Raw genomic sequence first — 11,941 nt, forward strand, 5'->3', positions numbered from 1 at the left:
AATTCATCCCCTTTATATCATAAATAACAATATATGTATAAATAAAGGTCCCTATTTAAAGGTCCCTTTAAATATTTGTTTTTTAAACATTATCACCTTATCTATAACCTCATCTACAGTTTCTTCAACAATGTACTTATTTCCATTTACAAGTGTAATTACTGTTTCTGGTACTTCTTCAATTTTCTCTATTTGACTATCATTGAGTACAAAGTCTTTTCCATTCATCCCCCTAAGTTTTATCATAGCCTCACTCCTTTAATAAATTTTATAGTTTTCAATGTATATTTCTAAAGATAAACCACCTTGAAACTTAAAATTTATTTGTACCAAAATGCCGTCTTCTGGGCATTTTGGTGCACATAAATTTCAATAGTTGAAGCAGTTTATCTATATACATTGAAAACCAGAAATTGTATCAATTATTTTACGAGATTAACCAAACTCTGCAAAATTTCATCACCAGTACTTATACTTTTTCCATTAGCTTGAAATGCTCTTGATGCAACTATCATATTAGTAAATTCTTTTGCAAGATCAACATTTGACTCTTCAAGAGCTCCTCCTTGTATAGTAGGATAGCCTGACGAATTATCGTGCGCTGCTATAGACTTATTATATGCATCTTGCCCTTTAATATCATTTGCCGCACCAGACCTTAAAATTGCCGCTCCTGAATTTGGAGAAACGCTAAGCAAATTTGAACCATCCTTAGTAAGTCCCTCAGGATTCTTAAATGTAGCCATAGCAATCTGTCCAAGAGCTGCAGTAGTATTATCATCCAATACTGCTGTTATTATTCCATCTTGTCCTATAGAAAAGCTCTTTACCTTTACACTCTTAACATGTGTACCATTGGCATCATGATAAATTTTCTTAACTGAATCTGGTACTCTTAAAGTATGAAGATTGCTGCCATCTGCTCTCAAATCAGGATCTTCTGTATCTACAAAAGCAACATCTCCAGCCGCAATATATGAAGATTCTCCATTTGTAGTAACTGCAGATGCTCTAGAAATAACTACTGAATTTGCACCATCTAAAGTAGTTACACCATCTGCTGTAATAACTGAAGAATCTGTCGAAACATTTCCAGTACTTTCGCCTTGATTCTTTGATATACTAACTACATCTGCGTAATAACCCGAACCAATTTCATTTCTTCCAATCATTGAATATCCAAGAACTCTATGTCCATCAGATGTAAGAAGGTTGCCTTGATCATCGAGTTGAAAACTACCATCCCTTGTATATGAAACAGCTGTTCCAGTTGGCACTGTGGTTATAGAATGATTATTCGTGTCAACCTTAATGCAGTCATCCTCATTAAACATAGTCTGACCATTTGCAACCATAAAGTACGAACCTTCACCAGTAATAGCAGCATCAAGATTTCTACCTGTTGGATTTAATGATCCTTTTGAAATATCAGTAGAAATGCTTGAGACCTGAGTACCAAGTGTAACCTGCTTCGCATTTGTACCTCCTGAATTTCTAGTTGCTGATGTAGCATCACTAATAGTTTCACTAAAGGTATCCGAATAATTAACAGATTGAGATTTATAAGCAGTTGTACTTGAATTTGCAATATTACTACCAGTTACATTTAATTTATCTTGACTTGTGCTCATTCCACTGATACCAGCACTAAATAATCCTAACATAAAACTACCTCCAAAATTATTTTTGTAGTTTACCTCCTGCTTCCGTCATTCCACAGTTTAAGCTTCCTCATTTAAACTCATATTTCTATGGTTTTATTTAGGTCCAGCTTACAATAAAACTACACTATCTATATTTGTAAATACATTTCCTGTTCTGCTATTTTTATCAACAGCAGTTATTATTGTTCTATTTTTTATACTTGCTATAAGTGCAACATCCTTATACAATATAAGGCAATCTTTAGCACCTTTTTCATCTGCGTCATTTATTCCTTTATTTATTTTTTTCATATCAACTTCATTAAATTCAATATTTCTTGATTTAATTCTTGCAGCAGCATGATTAGAAATGCTAAATCCTGCATTTTTACCTAAATTGTCATCTAATATCTTTTCAAATGTTGTATCTGATTTTTTAGAATTATATTTTGTGAAATTATTAGAGCTATTAGAAATACTCTCTACATTAATTAATTTTCCATTAACAACTCTATATACCATAAGTTATCACCTATCAATATCTTAAAATTAGCTTTTTTGAATTTCACCTGTATCTACAATGTTAACAGCTATACCACTTGCACTATCTACATCTGAATAATCAAATGTCATAACCTTATTAATTGGAACATCTTCATATACAGGCTGTCCAGTTGTTGGATCTGTAACTACTTTTCCATCTGAATCAACCTTCTCTTTTTTTTCAGTAAGATATACAGGTTTTCCATCTTTAATTACAGGATTTCCTTTATCATCAAGCTTTTCTTGATAGATTTGATTGCCATTTTGGTCAAGCAAATCTACATAAACCTTCATACTGTCACCATTTCTTGTGACTTTTTCAACAATACCTCTATAAGGATTTCCATCACTATCTGCTGATTTCATGGTTACCACTTTTCCTATAAGAGATGATGCTCCATTAAATGTCATTGTTCTATTTAAATTAAGCATCTGCTCCACACTTGAAAATTGAGCCATCTGAGCTACAAATTGTGTTGCATCCTGGCTGTTATCAGGACTTTGATTTGCCATCTCAGCTGTAAGTATTCTTACAAAAGCATCTTGATCTAAAGTATTAGACGTTTTTCTAGTACTGCTACTACTGCCTGAAGCTATTTTACTAGTATCAATAGTATTCAAATCATTAAATGAATTTGACATATTTTCACCTCTTAAGCTAATATATTTACTTTTCCTTCATTCAAATCTATGTTGTTAGATTCATTTTTAATTTCAGCCACATTCTCCTTATTGCTATTGCCCTTATTTTGTTCTCTTGCATCATTTTCATTATTTTTTTCGCTGCTGCCCCCCCAAATAAGTAGTATCATCGTATATATTTACAGAAAACGCTTGAATTTTTATATTTTGATTGTTTAAACTATTATTTATATCTCCAAGACTTGAATTTAAAAGAGCATAAGTTTCCTTATTCTCAGCGGAAATACTTGCTTTCATAATGTTATTTTCCATTGAAAGTCTTATTACAACTTCCCCAAGTTCTTTAGGATTTATTTTTACTGTAAGTTCTTTAATGTTGTTATTTTGCATATATGTTACTGACTTCACAATATCAGCTGCAAAATTGTTCTTATTTATTACTTGAACTTCACCTTTTAGCGCTTGAGTGCTTGTATTGCTTATGGTTGAAAATTGATTCATAAATGTAGTCATCTTTGACATTTTACTATCACTTTTATCCTGTGATAATAACTTCTTTAAAAATTCATCTTCGTTTTTACTTGTATCATCGTTTTTTTCATAATTTTGAGAAGCCTTGCTCTCATCATCGATATCAAGACTATCTTGAAAATTTTCATTTACAGCATTACTTTTAGTATCTCCTATATTGTCGTTTGAAGTACTAATCTTAGCTTTTTCTACACTTTTTTGTTGTATTTCAGAATTTGCAATAGGTTTATTGCTTGATTGGCTTACTAAATTAGAAATATTACTGCTTTTATCTACTTTTACTACTTCATCTTTATTTAACTTTGATTTTAAAACGTCAATTATATTGTTTATAAGCTTGTCATGTTCATTTGACGCTGTATCGTTATTTATCTTAGAAGTTAAAAAACTTACAAAGTCACTACTGCTTTTTCCTTTGAATAAATCTTGAAGTTTAGAAGCAATATCAAGTATATCCTTTTGAAAATCCTGTGAAATGTTTAATTTTTCAAGTTGACTCTTTAGTTTAGTAAAATCAATTGAATTGCCATCATAGCAATTTAGTACAGCAGTAAGTATAGCTTGCACATTAGTTTGTTCACCTGTAGTATCATCCTTACATTTATCTACATCAGAATCGATTTTAGCTTCAGAATTCTTATCACTAACTTTATTTTTAGCTTTATCACTTGAAACATTTTTATTTGAATTTTTTTCTTGCACATTTTTATTTGAATTTATATCACTTGGCTCAGTGCTACTTGAATTTGCATCACTTGAGTTGACGTTATTTAAATTAGCATCATTTGAATTATCATTGTCTGCACTTGTAGTATTCTTATTAATAGAATAACTCTTCAAGTAGCTATCAAACTGTTAGGTTTAGTATCACTTGCAGATGAACTTTTAGAGCTGCTATTATTTACATTTACTAAATTAATAATTTTTGAAGCATAAATACCTTCCAATTTCTCACCCCCTTTCAAGTTTTCTTATGTATCCGTATAGAGCAAGTTCATCATTAAACTTCTGCTCTACCAATTTAGTTTCTAACTCAAATTTATCTTTTTGTTTTTCCTTTAAAGTTTCAACAGTTTTTCTCTCAATTTGCTTTTCTACAAGCTCTTTTCTTTTTTGTTCAAGCATTTCATTCTTTTTATATAATTCAATTTTTGTTTCATCTATACAAGAAACTAGTGAATTAAGATAATTATGGGTGATTTTTTGTTCGATAACAGTGCCAAACATCATAGTTTCACTATATTTCCTATAATTATCATTTAATAAATTAAGTTTTTCTTCCACCTGCAATTTTTCTTCTTGTGCTTTCTTAAATACAATTTTACTTTGTTCTTCTTTTTGAAATTTTAAATCTAAAAGCTTTTGAAGTCTAAAATTGAATTTTCCCATGCCAGCCCTCTTTTCATAAGATTAGCTTGTAAACATATTTTTTAAATTCTCTATACTTTCCTCAATAGGTGCCTTTTCATTTATTCCCTGCTTTAAATAAGCATTTATCTTATCATTATATGCAATTGCTGCATCGACCTTTTTGTTACTTCCTCTAGCATATGCACCTATGTTTATTAAGTCTTCATTATTCTTATAGGTTGCAAGTAAATCCCTTGCAATACCTGCTGCATTTTTATGCTCATCATCTGCAATTTCAGACATAAGTCTACTAACACTTTTTAAAACATCTATAGCAGGATAATGATTTTTAGCAGCTATATCCCTTGAAAGAATAATATGTCCATCCAGTATACCTCTTACCGCATCCGCTATAGGCTCATTAAAATCATCTCCATCAACAAGCACTGTATAAAATGCTGTTATGGAACCTTTATCAGACATTCCAGACCTTTCCATAAGTCTTGGGAGCTTAGCAAATACGGACGGAGTATACCCTTTTGTAGCTGGAGGTTCACCAATAGCTAGTCCAACTTCTCTTTGTGCCATGGCAAATCTAGTTACAGAATCCATCATGAGTATTACTTTTTTACCTTTATCACGAAAATACTCAGCAATAGCTGTTGCAGTAAAAGCACCTTTTAGTCTAACAAGAGCAGGTTTATCAGAGGTTGCACAAACAATGACAGATCTTTTCATACCTTCTTCACCAAGATCTTTTTCAATAAAGTCACGTACTTCTCTTCCTCTTTCGCCTATAAGTGCAATTACATTTACATCAGCTTTGGCTTCTCTTGCTATCATACCAAGGGTTGTACTTTTACCAACACCACTTCCTGCAAAAATACCTATTCTTTGCCCCTCACCGCAAGTTAAAAAACCGTCTATAGCTCTTACTCCAGTTGCGATTATACTCTTAATTCTTCTTCTTTTTAAAGGATCTGGTGGCTCTTTATCAAGTCTATAAAATACACCCTTATTAAACTCCTCACCAGTCATTGAATTTCCAAGTCCATCTAAAACCTTACCTAAAAGTTCCGAAGAACACTTAACGCTTAATGGTCTACCTGTAGGAACAACCCTGCATCCAGGGGATATTCCTACAAGTTCACCGAGAGGCATAAGTATTACACTCTGTTCCTTAAAACCTACAACTTCGCATGGGATAGCTCTATTTTTTTCATTGTAAATTACACATACTTCTTCTACAAATGCTTTAATGCCTTCTACTTCAATAGTAAGACCTATAACTTTATTAACAACGCCTTCTGTATATTCTGTATTGCATTCAGAAATCTCTTTAGTCAAAGCATCAAAATCAATATAAATCATGTAATCCCCCATACTATTCTGATTTCAATATTATTTCTTTAATTTTATCAATAGCATCATCTGCATTAACCTCAACTTTGCCATTATCCTTTTCAATAACTGCAGAGCCATCATTTCTTTCATTATCTTCAATAACAAAAATTTCTCCATTATAAGGGAGCTCATTTTTCCATGTTGAAATATTATTTTTAACATTTTTTACATATTTATCATTGCATTTTACTATTATAGTTTTAGCATCTTTAGAAAGTTTTATTGCCTCATATACCATATTATCTATAGCATCACTTCTTTTAATTCTTTCCTTTATAACCTTAGATGCTATTTCAACAATAAGCCTTTTTATCTCAATTTCTTTACTTTCATAATACTTTTCGCACTCATATCTTGCACTTTTTACAATATTCGAAGCATTTTGCTGTGCAAGGGATTTTAAATTTTCAATTTCCATTTTTCCCTTTACGACAGTTTCATTATAAGCATTTTCATAACCTTTTTTTTCTTCCTTCATTGAGTCCTCTTTCATAAGCTTCTTTATATGCATTTTCTTCAATAATCCTCGAATCATCTATAGCAGCTTTTCTAATATTTTCAGCTTCTAACTTTGCCTGTTTTATTATAGAAGTCGCTATATTCTCATATTGTTCATATTGAAACCTTTTCTCAGCGTTCTTTATAGAGGACTTTTCTTCTTTTTCTGGAATTTTTATATCCTCTACAGCTATGACTTGATGCTTATCTTGCTGAACAACCCTTAGATTATCTATAACTCTAGACGATAATAGCATCTTCTCCACCTCTCGAAACTATTATTTCTCCAGCATCTTCAAGTCTTCTTATAACACTAACTATCTTCTGTTGTGCTTTTTCAACATCCACAAGTCTTACTGGTCCAAGGAATTCCAAGTCTTCTTTTAAAGCAGCTGCAGCTCTCTTTGATTGATTTTTATAAATCGCATTTGAAACATCTTCTGAGCATCCTTTAAGCGCCATACCAAGATCCTTTGTATCAATTTCTCTAAGAACTCTTTGAATTGATGCATCATCAAGAGTAACAATATCTTCAAATACAAACATAGACTCATTGACCTTCTCTGCAAGTTCTGGATCTTCTCTTTCAAGTCCTTCTCTGATATTCTTTTCTGTTGTTCTATCAACCTGATTTAATATATCAACAAGAGTTTGAACACCACCAATAACAGTAACATCAGACCTTACAACAGATGACAATTTGCTATTCAAAACTTTTTCTATTTCTTTTATAACCATAGGAGAAGTATTACTCATAGTAGCAAGCCTAAATGCGACATCACCTTGAACTTCTTCTGGAAGCGCGGACAAAATTTGTCCAGCTTTATTAGCCTGTAAATAACATAATACAAGTGCAATTGTTTGAGGATGTTCATTGGTTATTACATTTAATAATTGATGTGCATCAGCTTTTCTTGCAATTGCAAAAAGGTCTATATTGCTCTGTAGCTTCAGCTACCTGGTCTAAAATTTCCATAGCCTTTTGTGGTCCTAAAGCTTTTGAAAGTAAATCTCTTGCATAATCAATGCCACCTTCAAGAATATAATCCTTAGCCTTATTCATATCTATAAATTCTTTGAGTATATCTTGCTTTACTTCTGATTTAACGGAAGTTATATTTGCTATTTCATAAGTTATTCTTTGGATTTCTCTTTCAGGAAGTTTTTTTATTATTTTAGCTGAAGCCTCCGGGCCAAGGGTGATAAATAGTATGGCCGCCTTTTGAACCCCAGTTAGCTTTACTTCTTTACTAGCCAAAACTATCACCTCTCATCACTGGCAAGCCAAGCCTTTATTATATCTACAACTTGTTCAGGTTTGTTTGCCGCATATTTTTTAATTTCATTTTCAACATGAGAATTTTCATCTTCTCTCTCAAAATTAATAGGTGCAAATTTCTGCTTATTCTCTTTAACAGCCTCATCATCAACAACAACGTCAATACTTTGAGTCTCATCTTCTTCTGCCTCTGCTTCAGCCGCAAGAAGTTTAGCAGCTCTTCTCTTTTTAATTAAACGAACACCTAATACTATAAGTGCAGCAAGCACAACTGCTGAAGCTATACCTATAGCAATATACATTTTTTGATTTTTAGCAGCTTGTTCTTCAGCTTTCATCTCATCTAACGCCTTTTGAGCAGCCTTTTGAGCGCTGTTATCAAATGACATACCTTCAACACTTATAGAATCTCCTCTTTTAGTGTCAAAGCCAACAGCATTTCCAACAATATTAGATACCTTATCTTGAGTATTAGCATCTACATTTCCATCCACTAAAACAGATATAGTCAACCTTTTAACATCTCCTGGCGATTTTACTGTTTTAGTTTTTTCACTGCTAACATCATAGTTTTTTGTAGAATCGGTACTCGTAGAAGTATTATTTCCACCATTAGTAATGGTATTTGAATTATTGTTATTTGTTGGACTTCCAGATGCAGCATTTGTGCCAGAGCTTGAATTACTAGTATTATGTTCACTTACAACTACTGGATTTTTTGTATCCTTTTGATCTGTAGGATTATTGTAATATGTCTCAGAGTCAGTTTGTGAAGCATCAAAATTAAGCTCAACATTTACCTTTACCTTTACTTTGCCTTTACCATATGCATCTTCAAGAACATCAAGAGCTTTTTTCTCATAATATTCATCTTTCTGCTGTTCTACTTTATTCCTGTCCTCAGCTGTTTCTGAACTATCACTACCGTCATCACTTTTAAATAAATCTTTACTTAAAAGATTCATTTTATCATCAATAACTTGAATATTTTCCTTTGGAAGATTGCTTACGCTGCCTGACACAAGGCTAACAATTGCCATAACCTGACTTTTACTCAAATCAGATGAGCCTGTCTTCATTTTAATAGTCACAGAAGCAGTTGCTTTTGTCGAATCTTTAACAAAAACAGAATCTTTGGGCATAACAAGAGTAACCCTTGCATCATCAACTCCATCTAAACTCTTTATTGTTTTTTCGAGTTCTCCTTGAAGTGCTCTTTGGTACTCAACATTAAACTCAGCATCTGTAGTTCCAAATTTACTATTAGAAGCGTCAAAAAGTTCAAACCCTTTACTTCCATTTGTTAAAGTAGAAGTCAATTGCAATCTTAAATTATCAACTTTATCCTTAGGAACATAAATAGTATTAGTGCTTGAATCCTCCTTATGTGCTACCTTTAATGTATCTAATTTGGATATAACTGTAGCAGCATCATTTGAATCCAGCTTTGAAAATAAAACTCCATATTTAGTAGTTGTTTTCGACATAATTAGTAAAGACAATGCAGCTAAAATTCCTACTATTAAGATTATAAATGCCACCTTTTTCTTTTTGCTCAATGCCTTCCATTTACTAAATAAGCCTTTAAAAAAATTCAACAGTTTATTCATTACAAGCACTCCCAACTCTATAACTGCATTTTACTAAGCTCCTGATATGAGTCAACTAATTTGTTTCTCACTTGGATAGCCAACTCTAATGACAGCTGAGCTTCTTCAGTTGAAAGCATTACTTGGTGAACATCTACATCGTCACCCTCAACAAACTGTTTTGAAATTTCCTGAGCACTGACCTGTTTATCATTAACCGAAGACAACTTATCTTCAAGTACTTGTGCAAAATCAACATTATTATTCTCACTATTAGCATCGCTACCATTTAAATTAACTTGACTACTTTGTCCAGTTTGAAGAACATTTTTTACATTGTCCGGTATAAATTCATCTACTCTCATAAATTAATTCTCCTTATTTACCAATTTCTAAAGCTTTTGTAAACATACCCTTTTCATCATTTATAGCCGTTACATTTGCCTCATATGCCCTTGTAGAAGCCATCATATCCGCCATTTCTGTCAATATATTGACATTAGGCATTTCAACATATCCCTGCGCATTAGCATCTGGATTACCTGGATCATATTTTTCCTCAAATGGAGATTGATCCTCAACTATTTGAGTAGGTTTAACCCCTAATAATTTTTTTTCATATTTGCCGGTTTGAGAATTAAACACATTTTCAAAATTCTCCTCAAAAGTAGCAATTTTTTCTCCTATATGGTCCACCATCTTCAGTTCTTGTTGTCGAAATATTAGCTATATTAGATGATATTGTGTCCATTCTCAATCTTTCTGCTGAAAGACCACTTGAGCTTATATTAAATGAATTAAAAGCACCCATTGCGTTAACTCCCTCCTATTAAATTAACTACTTTCCATTAATAACATTGCCAGTCATGCTAATTCTTCTGCTAATTTCACTTGTTAGCGCATAATATTTCAAAGTATTTTGAGCTTCATTTGTCATTTCCGTATCAATATCTACATTATTTCCATCCTCGTTCATGCTGGTGGTATTATCTGTTTTTACTTCTATACCCCCATACTCTGCACCATCATTTATGTGTCTTGAATCAGTTCTTATCATTTCAAGATTATCCACAGAATCTTTCAAATTATCCTCAAAAGTAACATAAGATCTCTTATATCCTTTTGTATTTATATTTGCTAGATTGTTAGATATTACATTTTGTCTCTCAGATGATGCATCAAGTCCTTTTTTCAAAAGTTCATATGTAAATTGACTTTGTGACATACCACTTATATCCACTTTCTCAATACCTCCCTATATTTATTTAACCATTAACCACCCATTAAATATTATTTGACAATAAATTTAAAAATCCTTCTAAAAATGAGAAAAATCTTTATCTAATATGTTTTTTGTAATAAATTGTCCTTAAATTCATATATGCATTATATTATACTATTATTTAGTAATATTTTCAAATATTCTACAGACATTTTATGTTAAATTTTGACCAAATTTTTTAATCCATTGTTCGGTTTCAATTATACCTTTTTCAAGTGAATATTTTGGCTGCCAGCCTAAAATTTGTTTTGCTTTTAAATAATTACACTTTAGCTTCAATATCTCACTTTGAGGATGAATATGTTCCACAAAATTAACTGGCACCCTATTTTGTGATATAAGATTAGAAAGTTCTTTTATAGAAATATCCCTTCCAGTTCCAGCATTTATTATCTCACCATTTACAGCGCTTTTATATCCAGAAAGTACAACAAAATCTGCACAATCCTTTACATATAAAAAATCCCTAGTTTGTTCCCCTGTGCCATATATATTTATAGGAACACCAGAAATGGAATTCTTTATAAATATAGATATTACTCCTCCTTCACCTCCTGTCTTTTGAAATGGTCCATATGTGTTAAAAGGTCTTATTACAACTGTAGGTAATTTATACGCATTATAATATGAAAGGACCATATTTTCTGCTGCTATTTTACTTCCCCCATAGGGTGACACAGGTTTAACAGCATGTGTTTCATCTATTCCATTCTCATCAGACATATTATAAACCATGCATGTGCTCATAAAGACAACTTTACAAGGGTAAGTGTTTTGTTTTACATCAGATTTCCAATTTAACCCTTTCATTATTCCTTTTTCACCAAACATTTGTTTTTTAGCTTTTTCTAATATTTTAAAAGTTCCAACCGTATCATTAAAAAAGGTTTTCTGAGGATCATCTATGCTATCTTGAACATTTATAGATGCAGCAAGGTGATATATTATATCGTATTTTTCTTTAAATAAACTGTCTAAATCACAGTCATTTATTATATCCCCTTTAACAAATTTAACCTTGTTTCTATCAAATTCCTTTATGTTTTCAATTCTTCCATTTGAAAGATTATCGAATATAGTTACATTATGACCATCCTCAACAAGTTTTTTGACAACCCATCTTCCAATGAATCCAGCGCCACCAGTAACAAGTATCTTCAATCAAATCAGCCTCCTCTCC

General features: G+C 31.9%; 14 protein-coding genes and 2 pseudogenes. All 16 read right to left on the reverse strand.

Features of this window, described 5'->3' with window-relative positions; genetic code table 11:
• Positions 1-51: 51 nt before the first annotated feature.
• The 16 genes and pseudogenes from AGR56_RS02150 to AGR56_RS02220 all read right to left on the reverse strand — a co-directional run bounded on the left by AGR56_RS02150 (position 52) and on the right by AGR56_RS02220 (position 11,922).
• Positions 52-246, reverse strand: a complete 195-nt coding sequence (locus tag AGR56_RS02150) for a flagellar FlbD family protein (protein WP_053240953.1) — start codon at positions 244-246, stop codon at positions 52-54.
• Positions 247-422: 176 nt separating this feature from the next.
• Positions 423-1,664, reverse strand: a complete 1,242-nt coding sequence (locus AGR56_RS02155) for a flagellar hook-basal body complex protein (protein WP_053240954.1) — start codon at positions 1,662-1,664, stop codon at positions 423-425.
• A 108-nt stretch (positions 1,665-1,772) separates the two neighbouring features.
• Entirely contained in the window at positions 1,773-2,165 is a 393-nt protein-coding gene (locus AGR56_RS02160; RefSeq protein ID WP_053240955.1) for a TIGR02530 family flagellar biosynthesis protein, read from the reverse strand.
• A gap of 27 nt (positions 2,166-2,192) precedes the next feature.
• Positions 2,193-2,828, reverse strand: coding sequence for a flagellar hook capping FlgD N-terminal domain-containing protein (locus AGR56_RS02165; RefSeq protein ID WP_053240956.1), 636 nt, complete (start codon positions 2,826-2,828; stop codon positions 2,193-2,195).
• A gap of 11 nt (positions 2,829-2,839) precedes the next feature.
• Positions 2,840-2,998, reverse strand: coding sequence for a hypothetical protein (locus tag AGR56_RS19975; RefSeq protein WP_157055641.1), 159 nt, complete (start codon positions 2,996-2,998; stop codon positions 2,840-2,842).
• Complete coding sequence (locus AGR56_RS02170; protein ID WP_053240957.1) at positions 2,958-4,199, reverse strand: flagellar hook-length control protein FliK; 1,242 nt, start codon at positions 4,197-4,199, stop codon at positions 2,958-2,960. Before AGR56_RS02170 ends, AGR56_RS19975 begins: the two co-directional genes overlap by 41 nt.
• Before the next feature lie 111 nt (positions 4,200-4,310).
• The gene (gene fliJ / locus AGR56_RS02175; protein WP_053240958.1) at positions 4,311-4,748 is read right to left on the reverse strand and encodes a flagellar export protein FliJ; all 438 of its coding nucleotides are present in this window, start codon (positions 4,746-4,748) and stop codon (positions 4,311-4,313) included.
• 21 nt (positions 4,749-4,769) lie between these two features.
• Positions 4,770-6,080, reverse strand: coding sequence for a flagellar protein export ATPase FliI (fliI, locus tag AGR56_RS02180; RefSeq protein WP_053240959.1), 1,311 nt, complete (start codon positions 6,078-6,080; stop codon positions 4,770-4,772).
• A gap of 13 nt (positions 6,081-6,093) precedes the next feature.
• Positions 6,094-6,606: a FliH/SctL family protein gene (locus AGR56_RS19280; protein ID WP_242851259.1), complete on the reverse strand. Its 513-nt coding sequence runs from the start codon at positions 6,604-6,606 to the stop codon at positions 6,094-6,096.
• Complete coding sequence (locus AGR56_RS21140) at positions 6,566-6,868, reverse strand: hypothetical protein (RefSeq protein ID WP_053240961.1); 303 nt, start codon at positions 6,866-6,868, stop codon at positions 6,566-6,568. The genes AGR56_RS19280 and AGR56_RS21140 overlap by 41 nt, the downstream gene beginning before the upstream one ends.
• Positions 6,852-7,869 (reverse strand): annotated as a pseudogene (fliG, locus tag AGR56_RS02195) (flagellar motor switch protein FliG). Before fliG ends, AGR56_RS21140 begins: the two are co-directional and overlap by 17 nt.
• Positions 7,870-7,874: 5 nt before the next feature.
• The gene (fliF, locus tag AGR56_RS02200; protein ID WP_053243260.1) at positions 7,875-9,500 is read right to left on the reverse strand and encodes a flagellar basal-body MS-ring/collar protein FliF; all 1,626 of its coding nucleotides are present in this window, start codon (positions 9,498-9,500) and stop codon (positions 7,875-7,877) included.
• Positions 9,501-9,517: 17 nt separating this feature from the next.
• Positions 9,518-9,844 carry a flagellar hook-basal body complex protein FliE gene (gene fliE / locus AGR56_RS02205; RefSeq protein ID WP_053240962.1) on the reverse strand — a complete coding sequence of 109 codons (327 nt, stop codon included), beginning with the start codon at positions 9,842-9,844 and terminating at the stop codon, positions 9,518-9,520.
• A 13-nt stretch (positions 9,845-9,857) separates the two neighbouring features.
• A pseudogene (gene flgC / locus AGR56_RS02210) lies at positions 9,858-10,290 on the reverse strand (flagellar basal body rod protein FlgC).
• Between the two features lie 27 nt (positions 10,291-10,317).
• Positions 10,318-10,704, reverse strand: a complete 387-nt coding sequence (gene flgB / locus AGR56_RS02215) for a flagellar basal body rod protein FlgB (protein WP_084757112.1) — start codon at positions 10,702-10,704, stop codon at positions 10,318-10,320.
• A gap of 210 nt (positions 10,705-10,914) precedes the next feature.
• On the reverse strand, positions 10,915-11,922 hold the full coding sequence (locus AGR56_RS02220) for a GDP-mannose 4,6-dehydratase (protein WP_053240964.1): 1,008 nt from the start codon (positions 11,920-11,922) through the stop codon (positions 10,915-10,917).
• Between the last annotated feature and the right edge of the window lie 19 nt (positions 11,923-11,941).

It is taken from the genome of Clostridium sp. DMHC 10 (assembly GCF_001270375.1).
In the GTDB taxonomy this organism is placed as follows: Bacteria; Bacillota; Clostridia; order Clostridiales; family Clostridiaceae; genus Clostridium_S; species Clostridium_S guangxiense.

Bases quoted from the DNA above. Each gene is read 5' to 3' on its own strand.
- flgB (WP_084757112.1), bottom strand. From the start codon at position 10,704: ATGTCACAAAGTCAATTTACATATGAACTTTTGAAAAAAGGACTTGAT.
- fliI (WP_053240959.1), bottom strand. From the start codon at position 6,080: ATGATTTATATTGATTTTGATGCTTTGACTAAAGAGATTTCTGAATGC.
- AGR56_RS02150 (WP_053240953.1), bottom strand. From the start codon at position 246: ATGATAAAACTTAGGGGGATGAATGGAAAAGACTTTGTACTCAATGAT.
- AGR56_RS21140 (WP_053240961.1), bottom strand. From the start codon at position 6,868: ATGCTATTATCGTCTAGAGTTATAGATAATCTAAGGGTTGTTCAGCAA.
- fliF (WP_053243260.1), bottom strand. From the start codon at position 9,500: ATGAATAAACTGTTGAATTTTTTTAAAGGCTTATTTAGTAAATGGAAG.
- AGR56_RS19975 (WP_157055641.1), bottom strand. From the start codon at position 2,998: ATGATACTACTTATTTGGGGGGGCAGCAGCGAAAAAAATAATGAAAAT.
- fliE (WP_053240962.1), bottom strand. From the start codon at position 9,844: ATGAGAGTAGATGAATTTATACCGGACAATGTAAAAAATGTTCTTCAA.
- AGR56_RS19280 (WP_242851259.1), bottom strand. From the start codon at position 6,606: ATGAAAGAGGACTCAATGAAGGAAGAAAAAAAAGGTTATGAAAATGCT.
- AGR56_RS02155 (WP_053240954.1), bottom strand. From the start codon at position 1,664: ATGTTAGGATTATTTAGTGCTGGTATCAGTGGAATGAGCACAAGTCAA.
- fliJ (WP_053240958.1), bottom strand. From the start codon at position 4,748: ATGGGAAAATTCAATTTTAGACTTCAAAAGCTTTTAGATTTAAAATTT.
- AGR56_RS02160 (WP_053240955.1), bottom strand. From the start codon at position 2,165: ATGGTATATAGAGTTGTTAATGGAAAATTAATTAATGTAGAGAGTATT.
- AGR56_RS02165 (WP_053240956.1), bottom strand. From the start codon at position 2,828: ATGTCAAATTCATTTAATGATTTGAATACTATTGATACTAGTAAAATA.